Source organism: Ignavibacteriales bacterium (genome assembly GCA_026390595.1).
Lineage (GTDB): Bacteria > Bacteroidota > Ignavibacteria > UBA10030 > UBA10030 > UBA9647.
Window position 1 is genome coordinate 136878 of sequence record JAPLFQ010000020.1, and the last position, 16616, is coordinate 153493.

Below are 16616 nucleotides of genomic sequence, written 5' to 3' on the forward strand. Positions count from 1 at the left end.
GGTCACTCTCCTTTTTTGGATTCAAGTTTCATCTCACCGAGCCCTCTGTAGCCAACATATTCGGGTGAGTACTCAAGCTTCTCGGGCAGGTGGCGCATTTCAATTTCCTGCGCTTTCTTGATGATGCGTGAAAGCGAGCGGTGGGCTTTGATCCGTTTCGGGAAGAGAGCGAGCCGGTTTGTCCGAAGCATCTTGATACCGAGAGGGACATACGCAAAGAGCTTGAATATCCCGGTCCTCATGTAGTACAACGCTATCACCGATCCCTCATGGAGCCTCCCGAAGTTCCTGAGGCTGCCGATAAACAGCTTCGCCATCAACTGCACCTGCGGAGCCTTTGACTTCAGGTTTTTCTCCATTTCCGTTCGCTTGAGCGCATAGATCAAATCCGTAATCTTGATACCCGACGGGCAGCGTGTCGTGCATGCGTAGCACGACGCACAGATCCAGATGGACCGGCTGTTCATGATCGCCTCCAGCTCACCGGCGCGGTACAGTGCAATCAGCTGACGGGGAGAAATGTCCATTGCGTAGCTGACCGGGCATGATCCGGTACACGTGCCACACTGGATACAGCGCTTGATTCGCTCACCTGCCGGGACAGCTTCCACGTGTTTCAGGAAGGCCTGCCTCAGTTCCGCTTCGCTCCGCGACATCAGTCCAGGGAGGTAATTTGAAGTGTGTGCCATACATGCTCCGTCGTCGTCAAATGGTGACTAGTGTCTCGATTCACGAGTTGCTCGAGTCAGTCCGGGTTCTGGAAAGCAGGTCACGGCTCGAATTGACCAACTATTGCCATCCGATCCTTGCAACCGTCTCTGGGACTCGACACAAGGTGATCGATGACCTGCCACTCTCCGGCATGAACCGGGGAGTCCATTCCATCCGCTTGTATATCATTGAAGATAAGATCGACTAGCGTTGGTATCGCTTTTGCGACCTCTGCCGTGCAAGCGTCACGAAAGGTGGTAGTATCAGAAACCTCGATTCCATAGACCGTAAGTTTGTCGGGAAGCGCTGCTCCCAGGAGTTTTGCAAGAGCGAGCACCTGGCCAAGGTCGATCTGGTGGGACGAGGCAAGCTTCAGAGGTTCCTGATCGGGCAGCTGGATGAACCGATACAGGGTTCCTGCGGGTTGATTTCCTGAGGTGATCGCGTCCACAATAATGCGTTCCCCACATCCGACCACAAAGTCCAGGAGCTCGAGCCCCCCTACCGCAATTTCCTCGTATGTTATGAAGTCATCTGTGAGCCGTTTCTTCAGTTCTTGAACAACTCTGATCCCCACTCCATCATCTGAGAGCAATTCATTGCCCAGACCAATTATCGTCAGGGGCTTTCGATGGGGTGATCGGTCGGGATTAGTCAAAGCGGACATGCCTATTTTGTCTCGCCAACAACCTTCAGCAGCCAGGAAAAATCTGCGGCAAGCTCGGTGCGCCAGCTCGCAAGCAGCTCACTTCCGATTTCGGTATACAAGCCAACAATCTTCTGGACCGCTCTCTCGCCAGGCTCAGTCAGAACTACAAGTTCTTTTCGTCGGTCATCCGCATCGAGCGTTCGCGTAACAAACTCCCGATCCTCAAGATCTTTCAGGAGTTTTGAAGCACGCGTCGAGCTCACATTGATGAGCTCGCTGAGCCTCTTCACAGAGGGAGGATGATCTGAGTAAAGCACACTCAGACAATGCATCTCATCGACCGTAAGTTCAGCGCGCGACGAGACGTATTTGTCAATTCCCCGGCACCGACGGGTCAGACGGAGAAGATCGACCCCAAATCTTGGCTCGGTTGAGTGCATACGTTGAGTGAGAGTGTCCAATAGAACTGTCTACAATAGGCAATTATTGTGCAAACGAAACTATTGCGGAATTCTCAACGAATTCGAAGATTCCCATTCTTGACCCTGGTGAATAATCATACACTCATATAGAAACCCCACACATTCTTACATGTCTCAATAAGACTACAGATTCTTGCTGACGGGAGAGTTCCTTCTTTCAGGAACTCTCCCGCACAGGCAATCGAGTGCGTAAGAAGATCACAAGAAGTTGGAACTAATTCCGTACGATGCCGGAAGCATGTTGTTCAATTACCGCGACTCTCTGCACACGGAAATTGCATTCTCAATTCTCTGAATCGATAACATCGTTGTTTGCTGAACTCGCGCGCATCACTTTTGGGAAACGAGTCAACATCATGATACCGTCCAACATCCCGCGCACGATTCGATGAAATCGAATTTGTAAAGGTCGCCCGTTTTCAACATATTGATGCACGCATGCCAACAGACGTGCACAGAACCTACGCACTCACGGGCGCACGTAGGTGCAGCTTCAAGTATTCGGAATGAGTATCATCCTGTGAAGACGATTCAGTCGCAACTCATCCTCGCATTTTCCATTGCAATTCTTGTCCCGGCCCTTGTTACCGGCTATGTCGGAATGCGGATCATTACCGATCAGGTTATCACGCGAGCCGAGACAAAAACGATTTCCGACCTCAACTCCGCACGCGAACTTTATCGTAACAAGATTTCCGAAATCCACAGTATCACGCGCCTCACGGCACTCCGCAAACTTGTCCGTGCCGCCGTTCTTAACCGGGACCACGCGTTTCTTTCAAAGGACTTTCGATCTATCCTCGAGCGTGAGAAGCTGGACATTTTGTCTGTCACTGACGCACGCGGCACTGTGATCGCCCGTGGCCGCAATCCTGCCCTCTATGGAGACATCATACTCGAAGATCGGTTCATCGAACGTGTGCTCCGAACGCGTCAGCCTGTGAGCGGCACCGATCTCCTTACGAGGGACATGCTCGTCAAAGCCTCGCCGGACCTTGCCGCCAATGCGCTTATGGATATTATCCCGACACCCAAGGCGAAGGAGCGCAAGGACCGCCAGGAGACTTCCGGCATGATGCTCGCATCCGCCGTGCCGGTCTTCGATGACAACGACCATTTCCTGGGTGCGATCATCGGCGGCGTCCTTCTGAATCGGAACTTCGAGATCGTCGACAAGATCAAAGAAATTGTTCACGAAGGTCAAATCTACCAGGGAAAGGAAATAGGCACTGCGACGATCTTTCAGGGTGATCTTCGCATTTCAACAAATGTCAGGAACGCTGACGGGAGCCGGGCGCTCGGAACGCTTGTCTCGAGTGAGGTGTATGATGCCGTGCTCAGAGAAGGCAAACGCTGGGTGGGAGAAGCCTTTGTCGTCAACGCCACCTATATCACCGCGTACGAGCCGATTCGAGATCTGATGGGGAATATCATCGGAATGCTCTACGTCGGAGTCCTGAAACAGCCGTTCGACGACGTCCTGCAGCGAACCCTCGTCACATTTCTTGGGATCGCGTTCCTGGGAATCATTCTGATTGTCCTAGCGTCGATATTCCTGGCGCGCCGTATTTCACGCCCGCTGCGCCAACTCGAGGAAATCTCCAAACAGATTGCTGAGGGAGACTACAAACACGATTTCACGGCCAAAGGCCCCAGCGAGATCGAGCACCTTGGCCGCTCGCTGAACGTAATGTCAAGACAATTGGAGACTGAGAAACGCGAGCTTGAGGAATGGGGTGCAACCTTGGAGAAAAAGGTCGCCGAACGCGCAGATGAAATGAAGAAGATCAACTCCCAACTCTTCCGATCTGAAAAGCTGGCGTCCCTTGGCAAGCTGGCAGCGGGAGTCGCCCACGAAATTAACAACCCGTTGACCGGAATTCTCACGAACAGCAGTCTTCTGCTGGAGGACCTCCCTGCCGATGATCCCAGGCGAGAAGACGTGGAGGTCATGGTACACGAAACAATCCGATGCCGGGAGATCGTAAAGCGGCTGCTCGATTTTGCCCGTCAGACAAAGCCGCAAACGCGCCTTGCCAGTATCAATACGCTTATCGAGAACATCATCCTGCTCGTCCGGAATCAGGCGTCATTCAGGAACATTCTTATTGAGAAGAATCTCCACGGAGACATGCCCGACATTCATGTTGATCCGGATCAGATCCAACAGGTGTTTGTAAATATCATCCTGAATGCCGCCGAGGCAATGACAAAAGGAGGCGTCCTCACGATCTCTTCGACCATGTCACCCCAACGGGATAGTCTCATTGTCAGCATCGCCGACACAGGGCCCGGCATTTCGGAAGAAGTTCGCGAACTCATCTTCGATCCTTTCTACACGACAAAAGAACATGGAACCGGTCTTGGACTTTCCATCAGCTACGGAATCGTTGAGCAACACGGTGGAACGATAACCGTGGAGAGCACCATAGGGAAGGGATCGGTCTTCGTCATCCAACTCCCCGTCCAGACAAGCGAAGGGAATGGACATACGGCATGAGCTCGCATATTCTGATTGTTGACGACGAAATCGTGATCTGCAAAAGCTGCGAAAAAGTGTTCCGGCGTTCAGGGCACACCGCCGCGATTGCCACGTCCGGCCGCGAAGCGCTGTCGATGCTGGAATCGGAAAGCTTCGATGTCGTCTTCACAGATCTCAAGATGATGGACATGGGAGGATTGCAGGTACTGCAAACAGTCAGAGAGAAATACCCGTCCACTGTCGTCGTGATTATCACCGGTTATGCGACAATAGCCTCAGCCGTGGAGACGATGAGATCTGGAGCGTTCGACTTCCTCCCGAAGCCGTTCACCGCCGGCGAGCTGCTTGCTGTTCTCGATAGAGCATTGGAGAGAAGAAAACTCCTCAAGATGTCAGAACCGGGATTCGCATACGTTGAGTCAGGAGGCTTCGAAGGTCTGATCGGTTCCAGTGCCGCGATGAAAGAAGTCTACGGCTTGATCCAGAAGGTTGGGCCGACGGACAGCACGGTGCTCATTATCGGTGAAAGCGGTACGGGAAAAGACCTGACAGCGAAAGCAATCCACGAGCGAAGCAAGCGAAAGGCTGCGAAGTTCTTTGCCATCGACATTTCAACGCTCTCAAGCACGCTCTTGGAGAGCGAGCTGTTCGGACACGTTAAGGGCTCTTTTACCGGCGCGACGGTTGACAGGGCGGGGGTCTTTGAGGTCGCAAACGAGGGGACAATTTTCCTGGATGAAATCGGGAATCTCTCGATGGAAACCCAGGCCCGCCTGCTCCGGGTTCTGCAGGAGAAGGAGTTCATCCCCGTCGGAAGCACGACGGTCCGCAAGGTCGATCTGCGGCTGATATTTGCGACAAACCAAAACCTTAGACAACTCGTCAGTGAAGGGAAGTTCAGAGAGGACCTCTACTATCGGCTGAACGTGTTCCCGCTCCGCCTCCCTCCTCTGAGGGAGCGACGCGAAGATATTCCCGAGCTTGTCGTACATTTTCTGAAGAAATTCTGTTCTGCCATCAGCCGATCCATACCGCACGTACGCGCAGAGGCAATGGAGTTGTTGATGGACTACCACTGGCCGGGCAATGTCCGGGAGCTCGAACACGCCATCGAGCGGCTGACAATTCTTGTCGAAGGAGATGAAATCGAGCCAGTACACATTTCGGCCGCTCTCTATCGCACCGACTCTTCTCTTCGCTCAATGATTCCGAAGACGAGCGATGAGCTCAAGGAGCTTAAGAAGAAAATACGAGAGTCATCTGTCCAGGAAGTTGAAAAGCTCTTCATCGAAGAGTCTCTCGTACGAAACAACTGGAACGTATCGAAGGCTGCACGCGAAGCAAACATGCAGCGGTCGAATTTCCAGGCGTTGATGAGAAAATACCACATCAAGAGGCACGCCCCGCCCGCATAACTGATTGTGCACCTGTGTATTTCTACTATGCACCCCTCGGCGGGCACAATCCCTCATTTTAGCAGTAATTCAAAGATCCCAGGCAGACGGCGGGCTTTCAGCTGCCCAAGCATCGGAAATTCACTCAATCGCTGATATCCTCACTAAGTTGTGACACATGAAGGTATTACCGCCCCGGCACCTCCATCAATCACTGATGGCACGCGGCTTGCTGCATATCGCGCAGCAACCGAAGCACACTGAGTTTCAACCATCACAAAGGCAACCAAAATGATTACCCAAAAAATACTCGTAGTCGATGACGAAGAGAATGTTTGTCAGAGCATCAAGAAAGTCCTTTCCCGTAAGGGATACAACATTTCCCAGGCCTTCACGGTCGATGATGCGGTAAAACTCATCAAAGAGATGACGTTTGATCTCGTCATCACCGATATGATGATTCCAGGGACAAGCGGATTGGAGCTGCTCCAGATCATCAGAGACGATTATCCGGAGCTCGAAGTCATCATGATCACCGGGTATGCTTCGATCGAGTCGGCGGTCAAAGCAACAAAGCTTGGGGCGTCGGCCTATCTCCCGAAACCCTTCACGCCTGATGAGCTGACCAAGGTTACCGAGAAAACACTGGCTGCAAGAGTGACGAGCGCAAGAAGGAAAGCCTCTGAAGTCCCGGAACAGCAAGAAGGCGAGATCGAGGAAGGCAATATCGACATCGATATGCCCTTCAATGCCCGGGAAGTTGCGAAGCAGACGTCCAGGGAATACGTTGAGACGCTGACACATACGGATGTTCCGTTGCCCAAGAAGGGCGCGGCGAAGGAGTATTGCTTCCTGGGACAACGTGAGTGCAGAAAACTCGTTCTGGACGGTAAAGAGTGTGCAGGTGAGTGCCCGATTCTCAAGAAGGAAAAGGCACGGGCGTCAAAGTCAACGAGTGTCAGAACGCTTTCGAACGACATCATCGATGTGGATCTCCCCTTCAACCTTGCTGAAGTGGAGCGGATAACCGGTTCGGACTACATCAATTGTCTCACGCGATCGGATATTCCGCTTGCGGGTTTGTACGGCAAAGACCCCAACGCCAAGTATTCCGTGCTTGTAGTGGATGATGAACCAATCGTTTGCCATAGTATCCGCAAGATCCTCTCGAAGCAGAGCTGTGCGGTCGAAGAAGCCTTCGACGTCGACTCTGCAATGCTGAAACTGAAGATCCAGTCATACGACCTGGTGCTCCTCGATCTCAAGATGCCGAAACGCAGCGGGATGGAAGTCCTCAAATCCATCCGGACTCAGTATCCTGACGTGCCGGTCATCATGGTCACCGGCCATGGTACGATTGAGACCGCAATCGAGGCGACGAAGTTCGGAGCCTTCGATTTCATTCCAAAACCGTTCACGCCACAGGAACTGACAAAGGTCGCTGTCGAGGCCCTTGCAGCCTGAACTCCGGCACTCACTCAAAGGGGTGAGTTCCTCGAGCATAGCGCTCCTGAACTCACCCCTTGTTATTTGCGTACTCAGTGAAGACGCCGCGCCCGGATTGATACTCAGCGTTCGTAGAGACACACCGCATTGCCGTCATCGCCCGCGCTGATCGCGCCATAAAACGTTTCGTCCATCAAGACCTGATAGGTTGTCGGATTGAGATACTTCGCGTTGATTTCCACAGCATTATCCTCATAGATCTTGATCTTGACGTAGTTGTACACATGCCCCTGCTTCGGGTGGGAAATCAACATGGTCTGAGAGGTGGTCACAAATGCTTTCGGGTTCCTCACGGAATTCGGAGCGAAGTACTCGTACGTGCTGATCGACATCCCCCCTACCGCGTCGGGTGCTTTCGTTTCCACGCTGTCGATAATGAGCTTGCACCGCGCGTAGTAAATGACGGCACGCGCTTCCGAGCCGGTCCTGAGCGCAAACATCAGTTGATCGAAATTCTTGAGCATCTTGATCTGGGCGGTGGTCCCGCATGTGATCATCGGACAGACGAACAGCAATGCCAACAACCTCTTCATATCATCCCTTGCCTGGTTTCAGAATAGAACAACACTCTTCACTGTGATCCCGCTTTCTCAGCCCTGAGCAAGTCGGCCGTTTCAACCGCGTGACGGAGATGCGGAATAACGATGCTCCCACCCACGACTAACGCAACATTCAAGGCATCGTGAAGCTCTTCATCCTTCCAGCCAGCCTCGACGCACTGGAGAAGATGGTAATCTACGCAATCGTCGCAGCGCAGCACGGCGGAGGCCGTCAATCCAAGCAACTCCTTTGTCTTGCCGTCAAGCGCACCATCCTTGTATGCAGTGGTGTCCAGATTGAAAAACCTCTTGATCCCGAGATGATCAATCTGCAGGACCCTGTCATTCATGCGTGCCCGGTATTCCCTAAACTCTTCAAGACGACTGCCCATGGTGCCTCCTCGTTCCGTGGCGGTTTGGATTTGATTGCATGCTTTTCCCAAGAATGGCAAATGTGTGATGACTTTCAAGGGATACCTGCATCAATCCTGCTCCAACCCATTCGGCGCGCCGGAAACAGCTAAGAAGCGCAATTTCCTGATCGCCTCAGCTGGCGTGCAACATCAAGTATGGTTTTGACGACGAGGTCGGGCTCATCAAGGTGAACGTTATGACTGCTGCGCTCTGCCACAACCAAACTGGAGGATGGCACCAGCCCTGTATGAGCCCGAATGAGGTCCTGCCAGATAGTCTCAACTGACCGGGCCTGATCAACGGTGAGACCACCGATACGAGAAATGTGATCAATCATTTTCTCAGAGGAATGAGCGATCACCCGGAGAGGAACACGGGGAAAGCCTTCTTGGCCTCCAAGCTCTCTGCGCAGATCCTTCCGTTCGGTCAGGAGGTATTCTGCCATCGCCGTCTTCGGAGTATGCGGTAAAAGCATGTGACGCCAGAGGATCGCCTGTGCCTCGGCCGGCACAGCCTTGTGTTCAAGCCCCTCATACATTCGTATCACCCGCTTTTTCATCAGCCTTGTGAAACCGAATCCACTGAACCACTCGAGGATCCTTATTCCTCCCTTCTTGTCAATCCCGCTATTATGAAACACAGAAGGCTCCAGTTCACTCCGGAACCGGCCATTGTCTGAAGAAACGGGATCGATAAGCACAATTCCCCCGACGAGTTCGGGGTAGAGGCGAGCGAAATGGTTCACATACAGTCCGCCAATTGAATGACCGACCAACACAACCGGCCCCGTGATTTCCAACGCATCCACGAGTTGCTTAAGTTCAGCGGCTACTGACTCGCTAAAGCGCGGCTCGTCAGATGGGGCGCTCCAGCCGTAGCCTGCCCGGTCATATGTCAACACTCTGGTCGTCGCAGCAAGCTCATCCTGAATACTCCACCACTCGGCCGACACACCCCCCAGAGCGGATTCTATCACGACAGTCGGGTATCCGACGCCTTTCAACGTGTAGTACACTCTCCTTCCGTCGATATCCACGGTCGTTCCCGGGGGTTTCGGCGTTTGGTACCATCGCATGAGAACAATCAGGTTAATGACCCGAAGCAGGAAGAGCACCGCCAGAACGATTGCGACGATTTGAAAAGCAAGTGTCATGAATATTCCCATGGAGTCGTTAATTGAGAATCGTGGTTCGAAGTGCCCGCGCGGCGTCGAGACAACTGGCGCGTTCGCACGCGATGCTCAGTATTTCGGTTCAACTACAATCCGCTCATGTAATGCTCGAACACCCTGCGGAAATGGAATCCATAAATGGAGAACGTTATCGCAAGAGGAAACAACCGAGGTCTTGTGAAGAGTGACCAGAAGAACAGTCTCCAGTAATACTGCCGCCCTTTCCCGACGATACCGAGGTAGAACACTGACTTGATCAAGGCTTTGAGGTAGTCGGTCTGAAAACGAAAAGACGTCTTCTGGATCGGCTTGAAGTCCGTCAGGAATCGTTTGACGCGCAGGTAATATTCCCTCTGGGAATAGATTTGGCCCAGCACCTCCTGATATCCAACCATCAACGATTGAAGATCCATCTTGGGCAGAAAGTTTATCGAGAAATCGGTGTTGTTCCCCGACATCTTCGAGAGTATCCGTCCTTCGCTCAACAGTCTTCTGTAGAGACGGGTTCCTGTGGGGGCATTCAGAAGTCCCACCATTGCCGTCACGATATTGGTTTCCTGAATGAACCGGATCAGCCGGTCGAAAATGGTCGACGGGTCCACATCGAACCCAACGATGAAGCCCCCCTGGACTTCGAGACCGAACTTCTGCATCTTTTTCACGGAGGCGACGAGATCACGGTTCCTGTTCGGGCTCTTTTTGCATTCTATCAGGCTCTCCTCGTTCGGGGACTCAATCCCGACGAAGACTGTATCGAATCCGGCACGGGTCATCCATCGCATCAGGTCGTCATCATCAGCAAGATTGATGGAAGCTTCCGTATTGAGATTGAACGGATGGTTATGCACTTTCATCCAGTCTACGATTGCCGGGAGAATATCCCGCCGGAGTTTTTCCTTGTTTCCGATGAAATTATCATCGACAAAGAAAACCCCTCCCCGCCACCCCCTCTTGTACAAAGCATCCAATTCTGCAAACACCTGTTCGCGGGTTTTCGTCCTCGGCCTCCGCCCGTAGAGGACCGTGATATCGCAGAATTCGCAGTCGAAGGGACATCCTCGTGAATACTGGACGTTCATTGAACCATAGTGCTTCAGATTGACAAGATCCCAGGCCGGAATAGGTGTCGTCGTGATATCGGCCCATTCGTCGGTGCGGTACAGGCGCTTCGGAGTCCCCTTCTCCCAATCGTTCAGAAACTGAGGAAGTGTGATCTCCGCTTCGTTCAGCACGAGATGATCGACATCTCCATACTCTTCAGCGTGAGCGGTGAAGTGCGGGCCTCCCGCCACCACTTTTTTCCCCTTCTCTTTGCACTGCCTGATAATCTCCTCGGCCGATTCTTTCTGTGCGGACATTCCGCTGATGAACACGGCATCGGCCCAATCAATGTCCTTGCCGAGAAGCGTCCGCACGTTGCAGTCGACAAGTTTCTTCTGCCACGTCTGCGGCAACATCGACGCGACTGTCAGGAGGCCCAAGGGGGGAAAACTCGCTTTGCGGGAGATGAATTTGAGAGCGTGCCGGTAACTCCAAAAAGTGTCCGGGTACTTGGGGTAGACCAAGAGAATGTTCATGGGGCTCCTGGCACACATTCGGCGGCGAATCGTCCGACGAAGAAAGGTTACATGAACCACTGATGTCTGTTATACACAGCGTCGCCGTACTGCTTCATGAAATGCATCTCTTCTTCATTCAGCGGCCCCTGACGCAGGACCTCGAGATTCTTTACGAGCTGGCCCTCATTCGAAGGAGCGGTGAGACAGACATGCACGTGAGGATTTGAGAGAACAAACCGGTAGCACATTCCCGCATCGGGAATACGTCCGTCTTTCGGCCACCCCTTTGTTCTCCGGATCAGGGCGGTCCATCGAGTCGCCGTATAACTCACAATGCCCGGCTGGTGTGCTCTAAGATAGGGAAAAATATCCATTTCGGCACTACGGTGAGCCGCATTGTACCGCATCATCATGACGTCCAAGGCCCCCTCTGAAGCCAGTTTTCCGACGAACTTGCGGTCGTGACATGACATGCCAATGGACCTCACCTTTCCTTCTTCGCGGAATCGCATCATCTCATCGATCGCTTTCCGGGGAAACTGCTTCGGATCGGTCACGCCGAGGAAGAGGAACACGTCGATATAGTCAGTGCGGAACTGACGGAGACGTCGTTCAAGCGTTCGGCGGAGGTTGGGATATCCGATAAGAAGATTATATGCTCCCGTGGCAAGAACATGCTTGTCGCGATTACTCCTGAATGCTTCACGGAGTCCCTTCGAGAGCTGCGTATCGATACCGTAGCCAAAGAAGAAATTGATCCCTTCGTCAAGAGCGCGGTGGACGGCTCGAACTCCTGGGCGATACGAGGCGCTGAGACCGAGACGCGAGGTCCGCAGGCCCGTTGCACCCAAGGCCACTGTTTGCGAGAACCCTTCCATGGAGTTTCCTTTCTCCTACGGCGTGACATCTCTTCAGGGAATTCAGCCTGACATGCCGTGCAACCTACGGCTTACTTTTTCTTCGCGGCGTGCTGCCTGAGGTATTCGCGCATTTCTTCCAGATTCTGCGACAATTCCCACCAACCGTTTTCGAACGTAGCATAATCGGGACCCGACATGGCCGACGCATAACGGACTGAGTTGGCATAGAACAACCATTGCCTGATCCAACGATGTTCGATCGCCTCGTCGAAGGGATTTGTTTTGTTTGCCAGACTGCTTGTCCATGCTTCAGTCATCAGCTTCGTAGCCGCGAGAACCATCGAGTCGGCTTCCACATTCGTTTTCGCCAGCTTGGCGAAGTGTGCGTTGCTCCAGCTCGTTCCGTGGCATGTCTGGCAGACCTTTTTCATCTCAGATTGCCGCCGATCCTGCTCCACCTGATCGATGAGGTATTCAGATGCCGGTGCACCGGTAAACGTTGTCGGCAGCGGCAGCCCATCCTTGTTCCTGAGAATCGCCGTGTTGCCGCTCTTCGGTTGGGGATGGGAATACGGTAGTCCAAAAATCCTGACCCACAGTCGGGATCCAAAATCATGGTTGCGCTCGACGACTGTTTCCCCATCAGGTGATGTTATCATGCTGTTGTGGCACGTGGCACAGGTGGGTGCACGAAAGTCCTTGCCAACTGTCCAGGGCACCGAAGCCCAATTGACCGAGTGTTCCATCGAGGCTATGATGTTGCCGTGCTTGCTCTCTTTGTAGACATCCCACGCCGGAAGATCCGGTTTCAGGTGGCATTGTCCGCAGGTATGGGGTTTTCGGGCAATCTCGATGGAGAAGCTATGCCGGGGATGACACGATGTGCAGGCGCCCGTGCTGCCGTCGGGATTGCCGCGTCCGACTCCCTGGTTGGGCCAGTTCGTGAGGTTTGGGACTTCCACATCTCCTGCGCTCGTTGATACAGTTTTTAGCCCCATGACTTCAACGTGCGTTCCATGACATGCGTAGCACGTTTCGTTCTTTGTTGTCTGGGATGCCGGATTGCGTTTCACCGAGCGCCCCTCTGAAACCTTCATCCCGAGTATTGTCTCGACGAGAGCCGAATAGACTGGATTGTCCTCAAGGTTCCCGAGGGCATGAGCTTTCTTCCCCAGAGCGTATTGCCGGGATTCCACACTGTGGCAGGTAGCGCAATCGGCGGGTGAGACCACTACGTTGATCTTGTAGCCGAAGTGCTCAAAATTGTCCTTATGGCTGCTTGCTCGCTGACTGTGACATTCGTAGCATCCCACAACAACTGACAGAACTTGCTTGGGGACTGCTTCATTCGAGATCCTTCTCTCCTTCACCGGTTTGGACAGCCCTGCTGCCGGTGTTGTGATAGCGTGCCTGCTCAACATCCAGTCTTCAACGATTCCAGGAGTGACGGTTTTGTGACATTCCAGGCACGCCTGCGTCTCTTCGCTCAAAGCTGGCTCCGCTGGGGGGACCTGTTGTCGGGCCACGCCGGCGGAGCAGATAACCATGGACACGAGAACAATGACCGCCGCAGATTTCATGATTTGCATAGCATACTCCTTCGAAGTTCGCTGTTGAGTTGTCACCACAATACGGGGGACAAGATCGGGGGCACGACGCGAGGCTCTATTCCCATGATGAAATTTCCTGTGAGACAAGAGCGACGACCTTTTTCACCGCTTGGGCGACAGGCGGTGTCAGGTTTTGGGAGTGATCGTAGGATTCACCCTCGATCCCATAGATAATCACTCTCTTCGGGAAACTCTCCCCGGCTCGAGCGAGTTCGATGACGGAAGCAAGAGTTATACCGTGTGTAGATCGCTGGTTTCCGCTGTTGGGGAGAGGGTTGTGACTCACATCGACATGGTGGATCGTACCGGGGGGCTTCTGAGACTGGACTGCATCGATGAGGATAGCTGCATCGCATTCCTGCAGGTAATCCACCAACCTTGTTACCTCACCGTTGAGCTCTACTATTGCGGTATTCCGTAGCGAGTGGGATCTCAAAAGCCTGGCTGCGAACAAACCGGCCCCGTCATCACCCCGAAAATCATTTCCGATCCCTACGACGACAGTCCTCACGACGGCTCCCAGGAGGTCAGAATGAGCGTTCCTCCACCACATGAACGAATTCAGCGAAGCCGGCGATGACGGGCTTCGCCAGGCGGCGGAAGTCCTTGAACTTCATATGGATCGCTTTCGTGTGGGTGCATGCGTTGAAAACAATGTCCTCATCATCCTCGAGGCATTCTTCGACGAGTACCGGTAAGCCGTACAAATTTCCGAAAGGGGGCATGGCACCAAGCTGGCAATCAGGAAAGAGCATACCGAGGTCTTCTTCATGAGCAAGCTGGACGTTTTTTGCCCCAAACACGCGCCGGATCATCTGCTGGTTGATACGCTGATCCGCCCTCAAGACTGCCATCCAGTAGTGCTGATCGATCTTTATCAGGATCGCCTTGGCCATCTCGCTTTCCGGCACATGCGCGACGGCGGCGACATCGTGAGCTGAAAAGGCGGGGTCGTGCTCGAGAACTTGGAACTCGACTTTGTTGCTCTGGAGATAGCGAAGGAGATCGGTAATCTTTGCCATTGGCAGCCTCCGGGTCAAGGGAGAATCAACGACACATTTCTGAAGAATGGTGATCCCGAACAGGGCGTTGCCTTCCGGCAACAGGCTTCTTCACATCCTACTGAATGTCCAACCGGACAAAATGCGTTGCGCAGGAAATGCAGGGATCATAATTGCGGATCGCCTGTTCGCATTGCCACGTCAGCTTCTCCTGCGACAGGTTGAGCCGTGGAGGGACAAATTCCCGCAGATCCAATTCCATGGTCTTCTGGTTTTGCGACGTGGGCGGGACGATCTTCGCATCCATGATCAATCCCTTTTCATTCAGCCGATACCGATGGTAGAGGAATCCTCTTGGCGCCTCTGTGATTCCGTAGCCAGTGCCGGCCCTGGGCTGCACCTCGACGGACGGACGCTCGGGCATCTCATACTCACCGATGATGCGCAATGCCTCTTCGCACGCGAACACCATCTCAACGCTTCGCACCATAATGCTCTTGAACGGGTTATTCAGCGGAAGGGTGAGACCAACCGCAGTCGCCGCCTCCTTCGCCATGGGAGAAAGCTTGTCATAATTCAGATTGAAGCGCGCCAGCGGCCCGACGTGATACGCTCCCCTTCCCTTCATCACCGAATGGAGGGCATTCGAATACCAGACATGTTCCTCGGCGAAATTGTTCTCGTATTCTGCTATCGGGATATTCAGCCCTTTGTTCGAGACGAGTCGCCCTTCATTGAACGGGTACTCAGTCTCATGACGCAGCGACACATACTCGTAGTCGCGTTCGAATTCCGGGAACGGGAATGTTGCGACAAGCTGAACCGTGTCCACCGCCGCATCGCGCGCCCATTTCAGTTTTTCCACAAGCCCATTCAGCTCCTGCTTCGTGGGAAGCCGGTAGAATCCCCCCACTTTCAGGTTTATCGGGTGGATCTCCCTGCCTCCAAGAAGCGTAACGATCTCATTGCCGATCTTTTTCAGTTTCAGGGCCTTCTTGACCGCTTCTCCGTGATCCTTCGCCATCTGGAGTACATCCTGATAGCCGAGGAAATCCGGCGCGTGCAGCATGTAGACGTGCAGCGCGTGGCTTTCAATCCATTCCCCGCAGTAAATCATGCGCCGCAGCGCCCTCAATTGCCCTGTCACAGAAACACCGCACGCCGATTCCATCGCATGGATGGAGCTCATCTGGTAGGCGATAGGACAAATACCGCAAATGCGCGCCGTGATATCGGGAGCTTCTGTGAACAGTCTGCCACGCAAAAAAGCCTCGAAGAAGCGGGGCGGCTCGAAGATGTCGAACCGGACATCGGTGACAATCTTGTTCTGGACCTTGATGTGAATGCCCCCCTCACCTTCAACCCGGGCAAGATAATCAACCTTGATGGATCTACTTTTCATGTGCTTCACTTTCTTTTCGGAACGATTCGGCGTAGGCGTTGTAACTCCGGAACAGGTGGAGAAGCTCGAGGTTCTTCATGCCAAGCGTTCTCCAGTACTCCGCCAGCGATGATGTGTTCGGTGTTTCTTTGGGACCGAAGCAGCCAAAACACCCCCGGTCATACGACGGGCAGAGGGCGTTGCAGCCGGCTTGCGTCACCGGGCCCAGGCACGGCGGACCATGTGTCACCAGCTCACAGACCGTGCCGCGTCGCTTGCATTCCACGCAGACGCTGTAGGTTGGAGTCGCCGGTTTCCGATCATTCAGGAATGCGCTCAACACCTCCACGAGCTGGACCTTGCTGATCGGACAGCCGCGCAATTCGAAATCGACAAAGACGTGGTCAGTAATCGGCGTCGATTTGTTCAGGGTCTCTATGTACGACGGCGTCGCGTAGACGATGGAAGTGAACTCCCGAACGTCTTTGAAATTGCGCAGCGCCTGGATCCCGCCGGCTGTCGCGCATGCGCCAATGGTCACGAGCACCTTCGAAGAGCGGCGCACCTGATGAATACGCTCGGCGTCGTGCGGGGTGGTGATGGATCCTTCGACGAGTGACAAATCGTAAGGGCCCTTCACAACCTGACGGGAGGCTTCCGGGAAATTGGCTATCTCAATGTTCTCGGCAACTGCCAGCAGTTCATCCTCACAATCGAGCAGACTCAGCTGACAGCCATCACACGACGAAAACTTCCAAATTGCGAGTTTCGGTTTACGTTCTTTCTTCATGACTTCTCAGTGCGATCGATGTTCAGGGAATGGCAATTCAAGCTGCAAGAGCGATTCAACCAACAAC

At 53.5% G+C, this 16616-nt stretch carries 16 protein-coding genes; 3 read left to right on the forward strand and 13 right to left on the reverse strand.

The window, feature by feature from the left end; translation table 11 throughout:
- Window positions 1-2: 2 nt before the first annotated feature.
- The 3 genes from NTU47_08735 to NTU47_08745 all read right to left on the reverse strand — a co-directional run bounded on the left by NTU47_08735 (window position 3) and on the right by NTU47_08745 (window position 1800).
- Window positions 3-689 carry a 4Fe-4S dicluster domain-containing protein gene (locus NTU47_08735; protein MCX6133885.1) on the reverse strand — a complete coding sequence of 229 codons (687 nt, stop codon included), beginning with the start codon at window positions 687-689 and terminating at the stop codon, window positions 3-5.
- Window positions 690-769: 80 nt separating this feature from the next.
- Window positions 770-1378, reverse strand: coding sequence for a hydrogenase maturation protease (locus tag NTU47_08740; GenBank protein MCX6133886.1), 609 nt, complete (start codon window positions 1376-1378; stop codon window positions 770-772).
- 2 nt (window positions 1379-1380) lie between these two features.
- Window positions 1381-1800, reverse strand: a complete 420-nt coding sequence (locus NTU47_08745) for a MarR family winged helix-turn-helix transcriptional regulator (GenBank protein MCX6133887.1) — start codon at window positions 1798-1800, stop codon at window positions 1381-1383.
- A gap of 562 nt (window positions 1801-2362) precedes the next feature.
- Between NTU47_08745 and NTU47_08750 the strand changes: the two genes are divergently transcribed.
- The 3 genes from NTU47_08750 (at window position 2363) to NTU47_08760 (ending at window position 7182) form a co-directional block, all read left to right on the forward strand.
- Window positions 2363-4342, forward strand: a complete 1980-nt coding sequence (locus NTU47_08750) for a cache domain-containing protein (GenBank protein MCX6133888.1) — start codon at window positions 2363-2365, stop codon at window positions 4340-4342.
- Entirely contained in the window at window positions 4339-5739 is a 1401-nt protein-coding gene (locus NTU47_08755; protein MCX6133889.1) for a sigma-54 dependent transcriptional regulator, read from the forward strand. Before NTU47_08750 ends, NTU47_08755 begins: the two co-directional genes overlap by 4 nt.
- 270 nt (window positions 5740-6009) lie before the next feature.
- Entirely contained in the window at window positions 6010-7182 is a 1173-nt protein-coding gene (locus tag NTU47_08760) for a response regulator (GenBank protein ID MCX6133890.1), read from the forward strand.
- A 104-nt stretch (window positions 7183-7286) separates the two neighbouring features.
- Here NTU47_08760 and NTU47_08765 read toward each other — a convergent pair whose 3' ends face one another.
- The 10 genes from NTU47_08765 to NTU47_08810 all read right to left on the reverse strand — a co-directional run bounded on the left by NTU47_08765 (window position 7287) and on the right by NTU47_08810 (window position 16549).
- Window positions 7287-7757 (reverse strand): hypothetical protein, encoded by a 471-nt coding sequence (locus NTU47_08765; protein ID MCX6133891.1) that lies wholly within the window; start codon window positions 7755-7757, stop codon window positions 7287-7289.
- Between the two features lie 38 nt (window positions 7758-7795).
- Window positions 7796-8155, reverse strand: a complete 360-nt coding sequence (locus tag NTU47_08770) for a carboxymuconolactone decarboxylase family protein (GenBank protein MCX6133892.1) — start codon at window positions 8153-8155, stop codon at window positions 7796-7798.
- Window positions 8156-8283: 128 nt separating this feature from the next.
- Window positions 8284-9330 (reverse strand): alpha/beta hydrolase, encoded by a 1047-nt coding sequence (locus NTU47_08775; protein ID MCX6133893.1) that lies wholly within the window; start codon window positions 9328-9330, stop codon window positions 8284-8286.
- 104 nt (window positions 9331-9434) lie between these two features.
- A complete protein-coding gene (locus NTU47_08780; GenBank protein MCX6133894.1) occupies window positions 9435-10925 on the reverse strand; it encodes a DUF4070 domain-containing protein in 1491 nt (496 codons plus the stop codon).
- A 47-nt stretch (window positions 10926-10972) separates the two neighbouring features.
- Window positions 10973-11785: an aldo/keto reductase gene (locus NTU47_08785; protein ID MCX6133895.1), complete on the reverse strand. Its 813-nt coding sequence runs from the start codon at window positions 11783-11785 to the stop codon at window positions 10973-10975.
- A gap of 71 nt (window positions 11786-11856) precedes the next feature.
- Window positions 11857-13356: a multiheme c-type cytochrome gene (locus tag NTU47_08790; GenBank protein MCX6133896.1), complete on the reverse strand. Its 1500-nt coding sequence runs from the start codon at window positions 13354-13356 to the stop codon at window positions 11857-11859.
- A 76-nt stretch (window positions 13357-13432) separates the two neighbouring features.
- Window positions 13433-13888 carry a hydrogenase maturation protease gene (locus tag NTU47_08795; protein ID MCX6133897.1) on the reverse strand — a complete coding sequence of 152 codons (456 nt, stop codon included), beginning with the start codon at window positions 13886-13888 and terminating at the stop codon, window positions 13433-13435.
- 16 nt (window positions 13889-13904) lie between these two features.
- Window positions 13905-14399, reverse strand: a complete 495-nt coding sequence (locus NTU47_08800; protein MCX6133898.1) for a YbaK/EbsC family protein — start codon at window positions 14397-14399, stop codon at window positions 13905-13907.
- A 97-nt stretch (window positions 14400-14496) separates the two neighbouring features.
- Window positions 14497-15780: a Ni/Fe hydrogenase subunit alpha gene (locus NTU47_08805; GenBank protein MCX6133899.1), complete on the reverse strand. Its 1284-nt coding sequence runs from the start codon at window positions 15778-15780 to the stop codon at window positions 14497-14499.
- Window positions 15770-16549, reverse strand: coding sequence for a hypothetical protein (locus NTU47_08810; GenBank protein ID MCX6133900.1), 780 nt, complete (start codon window positions 16547-16549; stop codon window positions 15770-15772). The genes NTU47_08805 and NTU47_08810 overlap by 11 nt, the downstream gene beginning before the upstream one ends.
- Window positions 16550-16616 lie beyond the last annotated feature (67 nt).

Bases quoted from the DNA above. Each gene is read 5' to 3' on its own strand.
- NTU47_08735 (MCX6133885.1), bottom strand. From the start codon at position 689: ATGGCACACACTTCAAATTACCTCCCTGGACTGATGTCGCGGAGCGAA.
- NTU47_08740 (MCX6133886.1), bottom strand. From the start codon at position 1,378: ATGTCCGCTTTGACTAATCCCGACCGATCACCCCATCGAAAGCCCCTG.
- NTU47_08745 (MCX6133887.1), bottom strand. From the start codon at position 1,800: ATGCACTCAACCGAGCCAAGATTTGGGGTCGATCTTCTCCGTCTGACC.
- NTU47_08755 (MCX6133889.1), top strand. From the start codon at position 4,339: ATGAGCTCGCATATTCTGATTGTTGACGACGAAATCGTGATCTGCAAA.
- NTU47_08760 (MCX6133890.1), top strand. From the start codon at position 6,010: ATGATTACCCAAAAAATACTCGTAGTCGATGACGAAGAGAATGTTTGT.
- NTU47_08765 (MCX6133891.1), bottom strand. From the start codon at position 7,757: ATGAAGAGGTTGTTGGCATTGCTGTTCGTCTGTCCGATGATCACATGC.
- NTU47_08770 (MCX6133892.1), bottom strand. From the start codon at position 8,155: ATGGGCAGTCGTCTTGAAGAGTTTAGGGAATACCGGGCACGCATGAAT.
- NTU47_08775 (MCX6133893.1), bottom strand. From the start codon at position 9,330: ATGACACTTGCTTTTCAAATCGTCGCAATCGTTCTGGCGGTGCTCTTC.
- NTU47_08780 (MCX6133894.1), bottom strand. From the start codon at position 10,925: ATGAACATTCTCTTGGTCTACCCCAAGTACCCGGACACTTTTTGGAGT.
- NTU47_08785 (MCX6133895.1), bottom strand. From the start codon at position 11,785: ATGGAAGGGTTCTCGCAAACAGTGGCCTTGGGTGCAACGGGCCTGCGG.
- NTU47_08790 (MCX6133896.1), bottom strand. From the start codon at position 13,356: ATGCAAATCATGAAATCTGCGGCGGTCATTGTTCTCGTGTCCATGGTT.
- NTU47_08800 (MCX6133898.1), bottom strand. From the start codon at position 14,399: ATGGCAAAGATTACCGATCTCCTTCGCTATCTCCAGAGCAACAAAGTC.
- NTU47_08805 (MCX6133899.1), bottom strand. From the start codon at position 15,780: ATGAAAAGTAGATCCATCAAGGTTGATTATCTTGCCCGGGTTGAAGGT.
- NTU47_08810 (MCX6133900.1), bottom strand. From the start codon at position 16,549: ATGAAGAAAGAACGTAAACCGAAACTCGCAATTTGGAAGTTTTCGTCG.